Annotated in this window: 14 protein-coding genes and 2 pseudogenes; all 16 read right to left on the bottom strand. The window is 64.1% G+C overall.

Annotation, left to right across the window (positions count from 1 at the left end; all coding sequences use genetic code 11):
* Positions 1–51 precede the first annotated feature (51 nt).
* Positions 52–1,236 carry a DGQHR domain-containing protein DpdB gene (gene dbpB, locus A3CU_RS46640; protein ID WP_052372174.1) on the bottom strand — a complete coding sequence of 395 codons (1,185 nt, stop codon included), beginning with the start codon at positions 1,234–1,236 and terminating at the stop codon, positions 52–54.
* Positions 1,233–2,471 carry a tRNA-guanine transglycosylase DpdA gene (gene dpdA / locus A3CU_RS0125945; protein ID WP_027944765.1) on the bottom strand — a complete coding sequence of 413 codons (1,239 nt, stop codon included), beginning with the start codon at positions 2,469–2,471 and terminating at the stop codon, positions 1,233–1,235. The genes dbpB (A3CU_RS46640) and dpdA overlap by 4 nt, the downstream gene beginning before the upstream one ends.
* Positions 2,468–3,598: a DGQHR domain-containing protein DpdB gene (dbpB, locus tag A3CU_RS0125940; protein WP_027944764.1), complete on the bottom strand. Its 1,131-nt coding sequence runs from the start codon at positions 3,596–3,598 to the stop codon at positions 2,468–2,470. Before dbpB (A3CU_RS0125940) ends, dpdA begins: the two co-directional genes overlap by 4 nt.
* The gene (locus tag A3CU_RS52725; protein WP_156960551.1) at positions 3,598–4,065 is read right to left on the bottom strand and encodes a hypothetical protein; all 468 of its coding nucleotides are present in this window, start codon (positions 4,063–4,065) and stop codon (positions 3,598–3,600) included. Before A3CU_RS52725 ends, dbpB (A3CU_RS0125940) begins: the two co-directional genes overlap by 1 nt.
* 479 nt (positions 4,066–4,544) lie before the next feature.
* Positions 4,545–5,369, bottom strand: a complete 825-nt coding sequence (folE2, locus tag A3CU_RS0125930; protein ID WP_027944763.1) for a GTP cyclohydrolase FolE2 — start codon at positions 5,367–5,369, stop codon at positions 4,545–4,547.
* Positions 5,366–5,725 (bottom strand): 6-carboxytetrahydropterin synthase QueD, encoded by a 360-nt coding sequence (queD, locus tag A3CU_RS0125925; protein WP_027944762.1) that lies wholly within the window; start codon positions 5,723–5,725, stop codon positions 5,366–5,368. Before queD ends, folE2 begins: the two co-directional genes overlap by 4 nt.
* A complete protein-coding gene (queE, locus tag A3CU_RS0125920; RefSeq protein WP_027944761.1) occupies positions 5,725–6,366 on the bottom strand; it encodes a 7-carboxy-7-deazaguanine synthase in 642 nt (213 codons plus the stop codon). The genes queD and queE overlap by 1 nt, the downstream gene beginning before the upstream one ends.
* Positions 6,366–7,079, bottom strand: coding sequence for a 7-cyano-7-deazaguanine synthase QueC (queC, locus tag A3CU_RS0125915; protein ID WP_027944760.1), 714 nt, complete (start codon positions 7,077–7,079; stop codon positions 6,366–6,368). The genes queE and queC overlap by 1 nt, the downstream gene beginning before the upstream one ends.
* 110 nt (positions 7,080–7,189) lie before the next feature.
* Positions 7,190–7,378 (bottom strand): hypothetical protein, encoded by a 189-nt coding sequence (locus tag A3CU_RS52720; protein ID WP_156960550.1) that lies wholly within the window; start codon positions 7,376–7,378, stop codon positions 7,190–7,192.
* 156 nt (positions 7,379–7,534) lie between these two features.
* Entirely contained in the window at positions 7,535–9,004 is a 1,470-nt protein-coding gene (locus A3CU_RS0125905) for a hypothetical protein (protein ID WP_027944758.1), read from the bottom strand.
* Positions 9,005–9,159: 155 nt separating this feature from the next.
* A pseudogene (locus tag A3CU_RS46635) lies at positions 9,160–9,540 on the bottom strand (LytR/AlgR family response regulator transcription factor); the annotation flags it as partial.
* Positions 9,541–10,039: 499 nt separating this feature from the next.
* On the bottom strand, positions 10,040–11,425 hold the full coding sequence (locus A3CU_RS46630; protein ID WP_156960549.1) for a tyrosine-type recombinase/integrase: 1,386 nt from the start codon (positions 11,423–11,425) through the stop codon (positions 10,040–10,042).
* A 135-nt stretch (positions 11,426–11,560) separates the two neighbouring features.
* On the bottom strand, positions 11,561–11,977 hold the full coding sequence (locus tag A3CU_RS46625) for an ASCH domain-containing protein (RefSeq protein ID WP_043842580.1): 417 nt from the start codon (positions 11,975–11,977) through the stop codon (positions 11,561–11,563).
* Between the two features lie 161 nt (positions 11,978–12,138).
* Entirely contained in the window at positions 12,139–14,151 is a 2,013-nt protein-coding gene (locus tag A3CU_RS0125885) for a GNAT family N-acetyltransferase (RefSeq protein ID WP_169739692.1), read from the bottom strand.
* Between the two features lie 394 nt (positions 14,152–14,545).
* On the bottom strand, positions 14,546–15,634 hold the full coding sequence (locus A3CU_RS0125880; RefSeq protein WP_027944756.1) for an IS630 family transposase: 1,089 nt from the start codon (positions 15,632–15,634) through the stop codon (positions 14,546–14,548).
* A 204-nt stretch (positions 15,635–15,838) separates the two neighbouring features.
* Positions 15,839–15,978: pseudogene (locus tag A3CU_RS55755) on the bottom strand (IS701 family transposase); the annotation flags it as partial.

Genomic DNA, 15,978 nt, shown 5'->3' with positions numbered 1-15,978 from the left:
ACCGGCCGACCCGCCTGGCGCGCGGCTCGCAAAGTATCCGTGGGCAGAGGTCTACGCCAAGCGGAGTTGACGCGAACCACGCCTCTTCCCAGACGCGCGAGCGCGGTACTCGCCCAACAGGTGATTAGTGAGCAACTGGATATCTTTTGGAGTGTTCTGCAGATCGTTCCATTTGCGCTGGGTGCCGTCGCTCATCTCCCAGACACCCGACGTCCAGTGGCACACCTCATCCAGTCGTGAGAGTTCGGATACGAAGCCGTCCAGGTCCAGTTCGTCCTTCTCGAGAAGAACGTCTGCGATCGCATCCATGACGAAGCTGAGGCTGATAATCCCGACGCCGTGGGTCAGTCGTGACTTGCGGGGCGGCAACGCCCAGGCGTCAGCGAACACGGTGCTCACAGCGGTCCAAAAGGTCTTGACGAGGACGAGCATGTCCTCGGTTCGACCGCCACCGTTGTGGACGTTGCGGTACTGGTGTAGCGCGCCATCCGTGAGGCTGTTTTCTAGCATCCGGAGCACCGAGTTGTCCTTGATGACGCCCTCGGGCATGGTCGGCGTTTGGATCCTGTGACGCATTGGCGAGTCTGCGTCATGGTTGAGGCGCTCCAGCAACATTGCCGGGTAGCGGCGCGCCTGTAGTTGCGGCGGGAGTTCGCCAGCAGCCGTCGGCAGCAGTTCGTGGATCAGGCCCTTTGGCAGTGGCTTGGTGTTGTTGACGAGGATGAACTGGGAGCGTTGTTGAGACTCGTCATCGGTGATGAACGCGGTCACGCACACCGGGAACTGCTGTACCTCTGCGTCTCGAATAGCCGACGAGCGTTGCTGGCCGTCGACGATCCAGCCGGGCTTGTCAGCGTCTTCCCAGGCGTCATCAACCGGGATGACCAACGTACCGGGTCGGGAGTACGCCTTGGGCGACCGGCGTTCAGAGGACTCGAACGTGACTCGCTTGTCGAACGCTACGACAAGCGCGTTGGGGAGCATCGCGTCGGGAGACTCGATGTAGCGTCGGATGGCGTTGATGTGGGCGAGTGCAGCGGGACGCTGGTAACCCTGCAGATGCGCATCCTCGCCGCGGCGAACCCTGGAGACGGTGGCAACGCGGGGGAGTTGCTTGCCGTCGATCGCGAATGTGTAGAGGGTGCGATTGGGTCCCTGCTGGACCTCCAGAGCAGGTATCCGGATCTCGGCGGCGGCGCCGTTGGACTTGCGCTGCCGACTGGTCGTGCGGGTCACGCTTTGCTCCCTGCTAGTTCGCGGTCGAGTTGGTGTGCGAGGACGGACAGATTATGGAAGCCGCGGCTCTTGTTGCGCTCGGCGCCTCGGAAGATTACGACTTCGATACCGATCCGGTCGCAGATCCCGCAGGTACACTGCTCCCAGGGGCGTGCTTCCAGGGTCTGGCGGTAGGCATCGCTGCGGTCCTTGCCGGGGTCGTGCAGGTCCTCGTAGGCACGTAATGCGGCGAGGACGGCGTCCGCTGTGGCTTCTTGTCCGGCGTAGGCACGTAGCAGACGCAAGCAGTCTCGCTCGCAGGCGATCGCCGCGTCCTGTGAGATGCGGCCTGCCCGGATAGCCCTCCGTAGTTTCGGGTTGCCGTCTACTTGAGGAACCCGGATAGCCATATAGGCTCGTTCAAGCGTGTGATAGTTGTTTCTCTCGTCCTTGTACGCCTGTTGAAACGCCGATGTACTGTCAAAACTTGTCACGCCGTGCGCGGCGAATCCGGTGGCGTTCTCGCAACGACTGATGCCCAACAAGTGCAGTTGCGTCGCGCTGTCCCGCACGTCAGCGATGGCTGCAAGGCAGGCCATGATGTCCTGTGTTTTCAACGGCACCATGCCGCCCAAGGCGATGCGGCGGTAGCCCATCTTCTGCAAGTTGGCCACTGAGTGAGCGTAGGAGCCAGGACTCCATCCCTGGGCCACACCGAGGGGCTCGAAGGACGCTTCTTGCCGGACTTTCGTAAGGAACTCCGTGGCAAGTTCGAGAGTGATCTCTTGCCGTCGACGCCAATCCTCTAGGTCGTCGGCGTCGGCGCCGTCGTCGGTGGCCGGGTTGTATCCAAAGATCACATGGTCTACGGAGACTCCGAGGTCGAAGCCGCACCCTTCGTAGAAGTCGATGACCTCGTCTGGGCTGTACGGCGGGACCTCCTCTTTGATGTAGTTGAAGGCGCCGCAATCGCCCATGATCTCCAGTGTCTGGCCGGCGTGATCGAGTCTGAAGAACTTGCGGGCGCCTTGCCGGTAGAGTCGGTGGCGCTGGGCGACGGTGTACTTGCCAGTTCCGTTGGCGGTGCCGTCCACAATTGCCTTGGAAACCAGCAATCCGTGAAACGGAGGTTCGTGCAGTGCTTCGTGTGCGTACAGATCGTCGCGTTGCCGGACGCGGAAGATCCCCTTTTCTTCGGTGAAGAAGTCAAACTCGCGATCGATCTGGTCCTGGGAGTCAGGGAAGAAGAATTTCATGGCCGCGGCGTCCTGCTCTGCGCATAGGTACGGATGAGAAAACTGGACAGCTGCTGCGTGTGGCGCGACAGGTTCTGGATGTCGTTCCACTTCATGCCGAGTTCAGGCCAGACACCCGAAGTCCAATGACAGTACGGGGCGACGCGCGCCAACTCAGTTCGGACCGCAGCGGGCGCATCAGCGGCTGTGGGGTCGATGGTAGTGAGTATGCGGTCCATCAAGCGTCCCATTGCCTGGATGCCCGCACCGTGCATGAGACGGCTCTTGGCCGGTGGCTTGCTCCAGGCGTCAGGAAATGTATCGCGGACCGCCGACCAGTAGACGATCAGCGCCGTCCACAGGCCGTCGCTGTCGATTTCGCCGCTCGTCAGGTTCCGGTATACGAACAGGCATCCCGTAGACAGGCTCTCCTCCAGCATCTTGATGATGCTGGTGTCGGTGACCACCGCACTACGAGAAGCCTTACTGCCCGAGGAGGCACGACGGATCAGCCCGTGGAACGGTGATTCCTTGTTTTGGTTGAGCAGGTTGCACAACTCCGACGGCAGTTTCTTGATCGACAGTCGGGGCGGTAGGCGGGTATCAACCTCAGGCAGGAGTTCGGTGACCAAGCCGCGTGGCAGCGGTTTGGTGTTGTTGATGCGGAAGAACTGGTCGCGTTGGAGACTGACGGAGTCTGCGATGAACGCGGTGATGGGAACCGGGAAGCCCTTGTTGGTGGCCTGTGTGAGAGCGAGCGCACGCTGCTGGCCGTCAACGATCCACGCAGGTTTGGGCCGATCGCCGGTGGGCAAGGGGATCTCGATGTCGCCGCCGCGAGCAAGCCCGTCGGTGGTATTGGGCCCGCGGCTCGATGTGAACCGTGCAGCCGACGACAGGGCGAGGATGATCGGGTTCGGGAACAGTGCGTTTGGCCCGTTGAGGTAGTCCACGATTTCGTTGACGTGGCTGCGTACCTCCGGACGCTGGTAGCCGATGAGCTTGCCGGCTTCGTCTCGGCTTACCCGCGAAATGTCCGCTATCTGCAGGATCTCGTGGGCCTTGAGCGTGAACAGGTACAGCGTGAGTTCTGGCACCTGCTCAATGCGCAGTGCTCGCCGCTTGAGGGCTTGAGATGTTGGTGGCATCACTGGCTCCTCACGGTGGCTGAGAACAGTTGGGCGAACCGCTTCTGCTCGCAGGCAAGTCCGGAACTTCGCAGTTGCCGGAGCAGCGCGGTATGCGTGCTGTGCTCGGTGAGACGCTCCAGGATGAAGGCGCGGATCTGGTCGTCGGTCATTGGCGTTCGTTGGAACACCGGGCGTTTCCCCGCCTGCTGTTGCAACCGAGCAAGACCATCCGCGAACACCTGCCTGTTCGGCGGAGTGTTCGGCAAGGTTCGCAACAGTTTTGCGGCTATGCGTACGTTGAGGGCTCCGAGGGTTCCTCCGACGACGGTCTGCAGGTGGCCATTAGCGGGGAGCACGAATTCTCGCAGTTCGCGTGGCGAAGAGCCGCCAACGGAGATGATTGTTAACTGCTCGGGCTGTCGCAGTTGTTCCGCCAGGGTAACGAGATCACGGGCACAGGCACGCAAGTACATCGCCGACAACACGACGAGCAAGTGCGCGCTAGGCGATCGAGCCCCGAGGCTAGCCACCGAACGAGGAGCACCAGCGACTGGGCCTGCCCAATCGGTGTGGTATCCCCACCAGCGCTGGATGCTCTCAGTCGTGCCTCCGACCGAATCGTGGTGGCCGGACGTGAACGTAGCTGCGTATGGACGCAGCGGTGCTGTGATAGGCACAAGCCCATAGCCAGCGGAACAGACCCATGTGGCGGCTGCGTGGCCTGCTGCCGAGGCGTCTTGGCTAAGTGCGCGCGCCACTTGCCAGTGTTCGCCCCCGTAAAGCTGGTCCGCAGGCACTTCCTCGGCGTGGCTTGTGGTGAGTTGACGGATCCAGCTATCGAATCTGCCAGGCAACCGCTTGTGCTGGATGCTTTGCAGACGCAGGTTCTGGGGCACGGGATGGCGCTTACGGTTAGCGCACGTGACCACCACGTGCAGATCCGGCTCTGTTGCCGTTGTCTGGCTCACCGCTGCTCCCATCCAGGGTGGCCGAGCGGCATGCTCGTGCGAGGCCACGTGATAGACGCGAACGCAGCGTGGTCGTGGATGCTCTCATCGTTGGATGCATGAACGTGGAACGAGGCGACACGCGGATCGCTGCGCAACTGCACCGCAACGTTGCGGGCCATGTCCTCGACAAACACCGGGTTGTCGTATGCCTGCATAGTGATGTACCGCTCATCGGGCCGTTTCACCAGCGGGTAGACCGGCGCCGACGCCGACTTCTCGGCGATGTCGACGAGGTCTTCGATCCACAAAGGACTGACATCGTCAGCCTGCCGGGCACTGATAGTGATGCGACCACGCTGGTTATGTGCGCCATAATCACTAATGGCCTTGCTGCAGGGGCACACGCTCGTCACGGGTACCTGGACCTCGAGCGTCAGCAGCGTCGACGTGCCGTCCGCGGTCGCCGACCAGACTGCGTCATATCCCATCAGCGACCGCGCATGGCTGACTGGGGAGAACCGTTCACGGAAGTAGGTCGCGCGGATCTGCAGGCGCGCCTGCTTAGTGGCAAGACGCTGACAAACAGCATCTATGATCATAGGCAGCGTGGCGATGCTGATGTCAGTGGCGTGTTCGTGCAAGATCTCCACGAACCGGCTCATGTGTGTGCCCTTGGTCTCCGCAGGCACGCCGACCGACATCGTGACCTGACCGACGGACTCCTGTTTGGCGCCATCACGATCTGCGAGCGTGACGGGATAGCGCAAGCCGCTCACTCCCGCCTCGTCGAGCGCGATACCACGCGTGTCCGGTCGCCCCTGCACGTCTTCCAGGGTCACTGGTCCTCCCCGCGGTAGATGCAGCCTGAGGTGCACGTCTCACGCACCTGCACGGCAGACAGCGGCAACTGCCCAGTCAGGCGATCCCAAATCCACCGTGCCAGCACCTCGCTGGTCGGGTTCTCCAAGCCCGGCACTTCGTTGAGGTACTGGTGGTCGAGTTGCTCATGCAGTGGCTGGAACGCCGCCCGCAGGTCACCAAAGTCCATCACCCAGCCGGTGTCTGGCCCGACCTCGCCCTGCACGTGCACCTCGACCCGGTAGGAGTGCCCGTGTAACCGAGCGCACTTGTGGCCTTCGGGGACATGCGGCAGTTGGTGAGCGGCTTCGAAGGTGAACTCGCGGAAAATCTCCATCATTGGATCCCGAGGTACTTGTGAGTTTGCAGGCTCAGGCTCCACTGCGGGTTCGCCAGGCAGTACTCGACGGCCAGTTTCGTGTTGAGGGCTCGATCTGGGCTGTCCATGGGTTGCAGTAGCAATCGGCTAAAGTTCAGGTGCTCGAACAACTCTGGCTCCGCGCCTTCTTGCGGGAAGACCAGCTTGAGTTCGTTGCCTGTGGTGAGCACCAGGTCAGCGCCGGCTTTCGGGCTGACGCAGATCCAGTCCAGGCCTGCGGGAGCCGGTTGGGTGCCGTTGGTCTCCACAGCGATCTCGAACCCCGCCCCGTGGAGCGCGTCGACCAGGGGTTCGTCCAGTTGCAACAGCGGTTCGCCGCCTGTGCACACCACGAACGGCTGTGCACGGTCATGTGCGTTCCCCTGCCACCTCGCCAACACCTGGGCTGTGAGTTCGGTTGCCGTGGCAAAGGTGCCACCACCGGGGCCGTCGGTACCAACGAAGTCGGTGTCGCAGAACTTGCAGATAGCCCGAGCCCGCCCGGACTCACGACCGTTCCACAGGTTGCACGCCGCGAATCGGCAGAACACCGCTGGTCGGCCGGCGTGGGTGCCCTCACCTTGGAGAGTGTAGAAGATCTCTTTGACCTGGTAGGCCATCAGGCAACCACAGACGGCGCGGATAGAGCGGGGTCGGTGAGACCTAGTTCGGCGAAGCCTCGGCCCCTGAGCAGACAGGAGTCGCAGGTACCGCACGCCCGGCCTTGAGGGCGCGGGTCGTAGCAACTGTGCGTCAGTGAGTAGTCGACACCCAATTCCAGGCCGCGGGCAATGGTCTGCGCCTTGCTCAGTTCGATCAGCGGCGTGTGGATACGCAGGTGCTGGCGGCCTTCCACTCCAGCCTTTGTAGCGAGGTTGGCCATCCGCTCGTACGCCTCGATGTACTCCGGTCGGCAGTCCGGGTAGCCGCTGTAGTCCACCGCGCTGACACCGATGAAGACATCACTGGCCTCCAGAGTCTCTGCCCACGCGAGGGCGAACGACAGGAAGACGGTGTTCCGGGCCGGCACGTAGGTGATGGGGATCTCGCTGGTCTCCAGGTCATCCGCGCTGTCGTTATGAGGAACGTCAATGTCGGCGGTCAGCGCCGAGCCGCCGAAAACCCGCAGGTCAATCTCCGCGACTACGTGCCCGGCCGCTCCGAGTGCGGCAGCGACCTTCTTCGCCGCATCAAGCTCCACATCGTGACGCTGGCCATATCGGAAACTCAGTGCATACGGCTCGTATCCCTCAGCGCGGGCCATCGCCAGAACCGTCGCGGAGTCCAACCCGCCGCTGAGGAGAACTACCGCCTTGTGGTCGTTGCTCTTCATGCCACCTCCAAGGTCTATCTGTCAGCTACCAGGTAGCCAGCCTGGCTGGAAACTTCAAGATCGTCCGTGCTAGATCAACCGCAGTTTAGCCGTGCGGTCGAGCGTTAAAACTACACCGGTGTCATTCCACCAGATTCGACCAGCACACAACAAGCCGGGGTGATCTTGGGCGACGACCGGTTGAACTCGGGTTGCGAGCCGAGGTCGGCGTGGCCGATCGCGGCCTGGCCGAGCAGCCGTGCCCGGGCGGCGAGCGTGATCGCGTCGGAGACGAGTTCGGTGCGCACGTGCTCGGCCATCGCGTGGCCGATGAGTTCTTTGTTGTGCAGGTCGATCAGGGTGGCCGGGCACAGCCAGCCTTCTTGCGTGAAAGCTAATGGCCCCTGGCGATGGGTGAAAACAAACCCCGTTGACAGTAGGGAGCCGCTCACACCGGGCGAGACGACGTTGATGGGTCAATATTTTTCGGGCCGGTATCGCATCTCCGGTGGCTCGTGTACCCGGTTCATGTACTGGTCTAGCTCCCAGGTATGCAGTTGGGGCGGCTCAGGCCAGCCCGGCAGCGTCCGGAACGGGTCCCGCCGGTCGGCGTGCTCGGTGATCCACTCCAGCCAGCGGTGGGCCTCCGCGAGAGTGCCGTCGCCGGCGTCGGCCTTGGCGAGGCGTTCGGTGAGGGTGGCTGCGAAGGTGCGTAACTCGCGGACTTCGCGCCAGCGTTCGAGCTGTTGTTGCAGGATTTTCAGCCGGTGCGCTTCTGCGGCGCGGGCACGGGCGCGTTCCTGTTCGCGGGCGACATCGTCTCGGTACTGGGTCTCGGCGCGTTTCTGGGCTTCGCGGCGCAGGCGCAGTTCGTCGGCGCGGACGGCGACTTCGCGCAGCAACCCCGGCAGTTTCTCCTCCAGCGTCCACGACGCCCGGTCGGCCCAGAACGATCTGCGTTCAGTGTCGGCTGGGCCACCGAGGTCGATGCGGAGGCGTCCGCTGGGAACGTGGACGTGGCTGGGGATGCTTATCCAGGGGCGGCGTTCCTTTTCCTTGAGTTCCTTGGCGGTCGGCACATGCTCGACGCGATCGGTCTCCTCGCTGATCCGCAGCGGCACTGTTTCCTGACTGTCCGAGAGGAGCAGGTGCCATTGAGCCGGAGTCCCCTGTTGGGAGTTGGGCTTGGGGCGGTGGTCGGACACGGTGAAGCCGCGACGTTCGGCGTCGACGGCGACTGCGTGCAGAATCCTTAACGCCCGACCCTGCGCTGCGGGCGAGACGTCGATGCGCTTCGCCTTGCGCAGTGCCGACACTGCTGGGTGGTATCGGCCGACCTCGTCGGGCACGGGTACCGGCTCCAACGGGGCATCGGCTCCTGCTGGCCCGTCTTCAAGGACGAAGAGGTTGCGCCGCGGACCCAACCAGCTACCGTCGTGCACGATCTGATGCACGAGCCGCTTGCCAGGTGGTGTCTTACCGTGACGGTTGGCGATGCGGGCCAACTGCGCCATCCGATAGCCGTCATGGTCGGCGTCTGCGGGAAGTTCCAGCACCCCACCGGCCGCGATGACCTCAGCCACGAGTTGCTCTGCGGCGCTCGGCTTCTTCACTGGGCGTGGGGGCTCGCGAGGAGTGTCCCCGCTGCTGGCCGACGGCTCGGTCGCGCGCACCTTCGGTTGCGAGGGCGTCTCGCGCTTGGCCTTGGGGAGCGGCTTCTCAGACGGTGCGGGAAAGCGGCCGTGCTCCAGATAGTAGCGGCCGGTGCTGGTCACGGCCGCGGACCAGAACCCTTTGCGTTTGGTGACCGTGATCAGTCGCCGGCTCTGCAGCGCTCGTGCTGTGAGCTTGTGGGCGTCGCCGGACATGACACCGTCCGGACAGCCGTTGGCGATCCAGCGCAGCACGTCCAGCTGCCTGGCGTTGAGCGGGTCGGTGAGACGCACGCGACTATCGAACCTCACCGGGGCTTGGTCTTCGTAGTCACCAGTTCGGGTGAGCACCGACGATATGCCTCGAGGCCGGAGCCACCTTGTCGGCGTTGAACAGCAGCGAACGACAGCTCAAGCTGTTATGGCCGCCCGAGTAGTGATTCTCCACGGAGCCTCTGCAGGACGCGGTCGATCGCACGGTCCAACTGGCGTTGATCGCACGGTTTGAGCAGGTAGTCCACGGCACCGAGGTCGAAGGCGTTCACCGCCTCATGTGCGTGTCCGGTGACGAATACCAGCACCGGCGCGGGGTCGAGTGCGGAGAAGACCCTTGCCATCTCCATCCCAGAGAGGCCCGGCATTTGCAGGTCGGTGAACACCGCATCGATGACCAGTAACCCTATCTCCTTGCGCTGCTTGAGCTCCGGATTGTCCGAGGCAAGCAGACGCAGCGCTTCGGACGCGTCCACCGCCTTGAACACCTTGCCCACGTCTGCATTGTGACGCAGTCTGTCGACCAGCAGCGCCAACCAGTGTGGTTCGTCGTCCACGATCAGCAAGTGAAGTTTTCTGTCGAGGGAGTGAGGCGCTGTTAACGGGCCACCGTTGACGATGGTCACGCTTGAGTGGATATGGATGCTTCCACCGTTGAGATCCCGCATTTGCACAGCTGTTCCAGGACTACCGATGATCGAGTTCAACGTGGCGCCCGTCGTGTCATCTTCGTTTGAGATGTTGCACGCCATGCCCCTCCTCTGGCTGCGGGACCCGCCAAGTCGAAGAATACGGCAACCTTGCTTGAGAGGGCCGCAAGGATCGACGATTGGCCTGGCAAGCTGCAGCGACTTTCAGGGGCCCAAAGCGACGTCCTGGGTCTATGTCGACCAAGCGTGGATTTCGGTGGGAGGGGGCGTTGGCCGTGATGGCACAGGGTGCTCTCCGGCTGGGCATCGGTCTACAACCGGCCACTGCGGGGTGTCGTGGCGCTGGCAGTGAGGGGGTCAGGGGTTCGAGTCCCCTTAGCTCCACAGGTTTGACAAGCCCTTTCGATCACGCTGTTCGTGCTGGTCGGAGGGGTTTTCTTGTGTTCTCATGGTGATCTCTGAAGATCGTTAGTGCGGTGCCGCATTCGCCCCGGGTGGGGCGTTTCTGGGGCATGAGCCTGGCGCGTCCTGCGCTGGCGCGGGCGTGTTTCCGTTGCGCGCGTTGGGTTTCCCGCCGAGCGGTGGTGGTGTCCCGCGTGCCGGCGAAGAGGGGGACAACCGGCGCGAGTGGCGGTTCGGTCGGGGTGCTGGGTTCGGGTGCGGGCGGCGGGTCCTGGTGGGTCGCGGTGTGCCAGCGGTGTTCGAGGGCGGTGAGGAGGCGGTGTTCGACTTCTGGGGCGACGTGGCTGTAGGTCTCGACGATGCGGTTGTCGAGGCGGTGGCCGAGGCGGCGGGCTTGCGCGATCTCCGGGATGGCATCGGCGATGAGCCAGGTTTTGTGGCTGTGTCGCAGCCCGTGGAAGGTCAGGCCGCGCCGGACTGCCGTGAGGTCGGTGCCGGGTTTGCCGTCAACGGCGGGTCGGAAGACGCGGCGGATGAATGTGGAGCGCCACAGCCAGGTGCCGGAGGGTGTGGTGAACACGAACTCGAACGGGTGGATTTCCATGTGTTCACGCAGCAAGCTGACGAGGAATGGCGGCAGTGTGATGCGGCGGGCGGCGGAGGGTCTTTTGGGTGGGCCGAGCCAGCGGCGGTGTCCGCACTCGTGCAGTGCCCCGAGGAAGGGGTCGATGGTGAGCACGCCGTGGTCGAGGTCGAGTTGGCTGTGGTGCAGGCCGGCCAGTTCGCCCCAGCGGCAGCCGGTCCAGGCGGCGGTGATGACCAGCAGGTAGGCCACTCGGCCACCGAGCATTCCGGCTTGTTCGGCGATGTGGACGACTTGTTCCGGGGTGGCCCAGATTTTCTCGCGGGTGATTCGACGGGAGCGCCGGCCGCGGCGGCGGCGCTTGTGGACGGGGTTGGTCGCGATGAGGTGCTGGTCGGCGGCGTCGGTGAGGATCATCGACAGCAAGTTGATCAGGCTGGATATCGTAGTGGGCGCGTAGCGTTCGCCGAGGGTCGTTGCCCACAGGGTGACGTCGAGCGTGGTGATTTCAGCCAGTGGGGTGTTGCCGAAGCGTGGCAGGAGGTGGCAGCGTAGCCGGCTGCGGTAGCTCTCGACGGTGCGCTCGTCGAGGTCGATGGCAGGGAGCCACCGTGTGACCCATTCGGCGAGTGTGATGCGCCCAGCGGCGGGGTCGATCCAGGTGCCGCGTCGCCGGTCGGTGGCCATGTCGGCGACGTAGGCGAGGGCGTCGCCTTCACTTCGAAACCCTCCGACCGACTGGGTGCGCCCGGGCACGTGCCAGCGCACCCGCCAGGACCGTTTGCCTGATCGCTCCACCCACGCCATGACGACCTCCAAGCCCGAAGAATCCTGTGTTCTTCTGTCCTGCTCCGGGACGCGTCGGATGTCAACCGCGGCGTCGGGGGCGTCAAGCGAGAAGGGGTCTGACCGTGGTTGGTGCGGGAGGAGACGGCGAGCGTGTCAGGCGGGGTGAGGTGTGGTCAGGGCGTGCAGTGGCTGGGGGTCGTCCAGGGCGAGGTAGCGGTAGCTCTGGGGTGGTTGGAAGCTGGCGTGGTTGCGGAGCCAGTTGAGTTCGTAGGGCTCGGGCAGCGGGCGTGCCTGTTCGATGAGTAGGCATGAGGCGGTGGAGACGCCCGCGAGGTAGTCGTTGAATTCGGCGCGGGTGAGCCCGAGGTGGGTGCGGTGGCGCCGCCAGAGCCGGGTGGGCGTGTCGGTGTCGACCGCGCCGAGGACTGCGGTGCCGAGGACGGAGCGCACGGGAGTGCTGGCGTAGACGATGATCGGTGTTCCTGGTGGCGCGGCGACCCGGCTGCGTCGCAGTTCTACGGTTTTAGTGCCTTCGAGGATCGCGTGGGCGAAGCGCGGTCGCAGCGACATCAGCAGAGGGCGCACGTCTACGTGGTCCTGGGTATGTCTGGGCACGGACGGTGACCCTACCTGGAGGGGTAGCACAAGCTGTTCCGTGGGACTCCCAACCATGAGGGGAACGCTAGTTCGAACCTGGATGGTTGTCACGCGTACGCGCGACGTCGGCGCGGTTATTGTGTGGCCAGCGCGTATACGGCGGCGAACAGTTCGGCCGGGATGCGTTGCGGTCCCATGAATTCTTTCGGGCCTGTGCCGAGGTTCTCGCGGAGCTGGCGATACCGTCGGCGACTGATCGGTGTCCGGAACAGTTCGGTGTCGGACAGCCGCAGTGCCTCGGCGACGTCGCTGCCTCTGGCGGCGGCGGTCACGGCTGCGAGATCGAAAGTTCCGTAGTAGGACAGGGTCTCGTGTAACTGTTCTGGGGAGTCGACGACACGACTGTCCAGAGTGGATGCCGCGAAGATGTGTCCACTGCCGGTGCCTGCACCGGTGGACAGCCACAGGACGCGCGCTGGTGCAATGATTTTGCTGTTGGTGGCGCTGCGGTAGTAGACGTGCTCGCGCCCCAGCGACAGCTGGGTGTCGCGGGTGCTGAGTCCTTCGGGATAGCCGAAGAGTTCGTAGGCGTAGTTCGCTCTGATGGGGATGACGAAGGTGGGCAGTTGACTGTCGAGGATCTTGGCGGGCCACCACGTGTGTTCCAGTGTTGCCGCTGCGTGCGCGGACAAGCCGGGGCGCAGCAGAGGTGGCGCGGGTAGGCCCGCGGCCGTGTGGATTCGGGCCGCGGCCGCAGCGACCTCGTGTGATTCGCCGCATACGTCGATAACTGGTGCGAACCAATGTGTTCCTGCGGCGGTGAGAGACTCGAAGCTGGCAGCCTGCACGAGGCGTCGCGGTAGGTACGGGTCGCAGATGTCGATCAGACCGGCGCCCTCGTCGCGGGCCTGCAAGCGGAGATTCCACAGAAGATGGCGGGCGAGAGTGTCGGCGAGGGGGTGCTGGGTTACGCGCAGCAGCGGCACTTCCCATCGCTCGCCGTTGCGGTAGGCGCAGTAGAGCGCGGCGGCAATGTCCCTCTCATCGTGGACGATTCGGGGTTCCCGGCCCGCGCGGATCAGCTGGTGGACGTGACGGTGCAGCTGGGGGCGGCGCTCGCCGGAGCTGTCGGCGATGAACGCGTCGAGTTCACGCTCGAGGCGCGTGCCGGCGCGGGCGTGGGTGAAGGTACTTCCGGCCAGGCTGTCGAGGCGGAAGGCGTCAGCGTTTGCGAGTTCGTCGAGGTGCAGTACCACGTAGCTGGGTTTCATCAGCGTGGTGCCGGTCAGCGCTTCGACTACGTCTCCCAAGCGGTTGATGAGGCGTTGGTCCCAGGTGAGGAAGACACTGACGCCCGCTGCGGCGGCGTGGGCGACCTGCAGGAGGTCCCTGCGATCCTGCTCGTTCGCCGGGTAGTCGGGCGCGGTGTTCTGGACTTCGGTGAGGATGCGGTTCGCCAGGTCTTGGGCCCTCGCCTCCACGGCGTGCACCGTCGGGTACGGCTCGATCGCCTCGAGGAGCGGGCCTCGCCTGGAGCGTTCGCCGTCGTTGATCTCGGCGAGCATGCCGGAACTGACCACCAGTTGGAGGCGGCCCGCGAGATCGTCGGCGACAAGGAGCTCGGATCGCATCTTGCGGTCGGCCGAGCTGGCCAGGTCGAGCGCGATATTCAGGTCGATCGCGGCTCGCAGCTCGACCGGCACCTCGTACTCGGTGAACAGGTCCGGATGTCCGTGATCCCTCCACCACACCGTCATCGGGGCTCGGTCCCGGCCACGCCCGATGGCCTTCGCGCGAGCAGTAAATCCCAGGCCCGTCCATGTGTCGGCGAGTTCGTAGTCATCTCGGCACTTGGCTCGTATCCCTAAGCGTTGCACATGCTTTTCGGAGATCGCGTCCACCAGGGCACGGGCGACGCCGGTGCCGCGAGCATCAGGTGCGACGCACAGGTGAGTCAGCGATACCTCGTTGCGGGGCAGCCGGTATAACGCATAACCCACGACGGACCCCGCGGCCAAGTCCGTCGCGATCAGAATCCGCTGGTCGTCACGTGCATCCTCGAACGCCGCGTAAGGCAACTGACCCAGGCGATCACTGAACCGGTCACCGAGCTTGATGACCGCCTCGTAGCCTGCATGATTGTCCACCGTGAGAGGCGCGATACGGACACGGCCGCGATCCACACGCCTACCATTACCGATCACTCGCCGTGTGTTCTACGGGGACAGTGACTATTTCACCCGGATGGCATAGCCGACATTCACCACAATTGTGGGCTCCTCGGGATTGTTTCAAGATCGTTTGTGCCGTGAGGTGCTGTGATTCGAGTGGAGGTCAGACCGTCGTCGGCTGCCTAGGGGTAGCAAGGGGAAGCGTGACCGACGCGATCGTCGCCCAGCCGCCCGCCCCAAATTGAGCGCCCACAAAGCGTGCTGGTCGCTGGCGAGCCGCAACGCGACGAAGGTTTGCTGGCAGCTGAACATGCGAAGCGAACGAACGCGGCCCCCAATCATGCCCGACCACGACCGGCCTAGTGCCGTGTCATGCAACGTTGGGTAGGTAATCGGGGCGGCGGATCTTGGAGTTGATGGCGAAGTGGCGTTTGGGGTGGCAGTGGCGGTTGTGCCAGCGTATGTAGCTGGCGATGGCGGCTTCTTGGGCGGCGTGTGTTGGGTAGTCGCTGCCGTCGAGGGTGAAGTAGCGCAGGGCGGTGAACTCGCACTCGATCCAGTTGAGCCAGGACGCGTTCTTCGGGGTGTAGACCAGTTCGATCCCGTGTGCCGTGCACCAGGTGGTGACTTCGGCTTTGCCGTGCGGGCCGTAGTTGTCGCAAATCAGGTAGAGCTTCCCGGCCGGGTAGCGGCGGCGGAGTTGTTTGCAGAAGTCGAGGAACTCCGGCCAGCGTTTGCGGTCGCGGAACCGGTAGAAGAGCTGTCCGGTCGCCAGATCTTGCGCGGCGAACATCTGCCGGATCCCGGCGTGGCGGGTGTAGGTGGCCCGGCGACGGGCCGGGTGGGTGCGCCGGAACCAGCCGTGTCCGGGGCGGGGTTGCAGGTTCAGCGGCCCGAACTCGTCCACACAGAGCACCCGCCCATCGGCGGGCGGGTGGTCATACAGGGCCAGGACGCGAGTCATCTTCACCGCGAACTCGGGGTCTTTGCTGGCTTTCCACGTTTTCGTGCGCTGCCAGGAGATCCCCGCCTCGTGCAGGATCCGGCGTACGCTCTCAGTGGAGATGATCAGCCGGTGGCGCTGGCGCAGGTAGGCAGCCAGTTTGGTCAGGCTCCACCCGGTGAAGGGCAGTCCCAGTCCCTGCGGGTCGCTGCGGCCGATACGGCAGACAAGGTCGCGGGCGACCGGCCCGAATTTAGGTGGCCGGCCGCCGCTCCATTTTGGGTCCAAAGCGGCGAACCCGGAGTCGTTGAACGCGTGGATCACCTCCCGCACATAGTTCTCCGTAGCGGCGAACATCGTCGCGATCTCGCTCGCGGACCTGCCCTGCACCGACGCCAGCACGACCCCCGCCCGCCGCAACCGGACACGATCCCGTGTCGACCTGGTGATCTTCACCAGACGCTGCGCCTGCTCAGGCGACAGATCCCGCACAAACACCTCAGGCTGACGAGCCACCAGCACCACCTCCACCCACCACCCTGCCAGCCCCGATTACCTCCACAACCTTCCAGGGCACAGCACTAGTAGCGCTTTGTTAGGTGCTGTTGAGCTGGGGTTTCTGTTGTGGGGTTCGGGTCTGGACGGGTTGTCGGCAGGTGTGGCAGACACCTGTCCAGACCGCGAGCAGGGCCTGGAGTTCGCGCAGGACTGCGTAGAGGGTCAGGCCTGCGCAGGGGCTTTTGGGGTGCGTCGGAGCTGGGTGCAGATGGCTTGGGCCACCGCGGTGAGGGTGACGTGGCGGTGCCAGCCGAGCCAGGAGCGGCCTTCGAAGTGGTCCAGGCCGAGGCCGTCTTTGAGTT

The sequence above is a fragment of the Amycolatopsis taiwanensis DSM 45107 genome, from assembly GCF_000519205.1.
Taxonomy (GTDB): domain Bacteria; phylum Actinomycetota; class Actinomycetes; order Mycobacteriales; family Pseudonocardiaceae; genus Amycolatopsis_E; species Amycolatopsis_E taiwanensis.
This window is presented reverse-complemented; position numbering and strand designations above follow the sequence as displayed.

What these genes read in the sequence shown, in the direction of transcription:
- A3CU_RS52720 (WP_156960550.1), bottom strand. Translation starts at nt 7,378, where the DNA reads ATGGCCGAGCACGTGCGCACCGAACTCGTCTCCGACGCGATCACGCTC.
- dpdA (WP_027944765.1), bottom strand. Translation starts at nt 2,471, where the DNA reads ATGAAATTCTTCTTCCCTGACTCCCAGGACCAGATCGATCGCGAGTTT.
- dbpB (WP_027944764.1), bottom strand. Translation starts at nt 3,598, where the DNA reads ATGCCACCAACATCTCAAGCCCTCAAGCGGCGAGCACTGCGCATTGAG.
- A3CU_RS46630 (WP_156960549.1), bottom strand. Translation starts at nt 11,425, where the DNA reads ATGGCGTGGGTGGAGCGATCAGGCAAACGGTCCTGGCGGGTGCGCTGG.
- queD (WP_027944762.1), bottom strand. Translation starts at nt 5,725, where the DNA reads ATGGAGATTTTCCGCGAGTTCACCTTCGAAGCCGCTCACCAACTGCCG.
- queE (WP_027944761.1), bottom strand. Translation starts at nt 6,366, where the DNA reads ATGGCCTACCAGGTCAAAGAGATCTTCTACACTCTCCAAGGTGAGGGC.
- queC (WP_027944760.1), bottom strand. Translation starts at nt 7,079, where the DNA reads ATGAAGAGCAACGACCACAAGGCGGTAGTTCTCCTCAGCGGCGGGTTG.
- A3CU_RS46625 (WP_043842580.1), bottom strand. Translation starts at nt 11,977, where the DNA reads ATGTCGCTGCGACCGCGCTTCGCCCACGCGATCCTCGAAGGCACTAAA.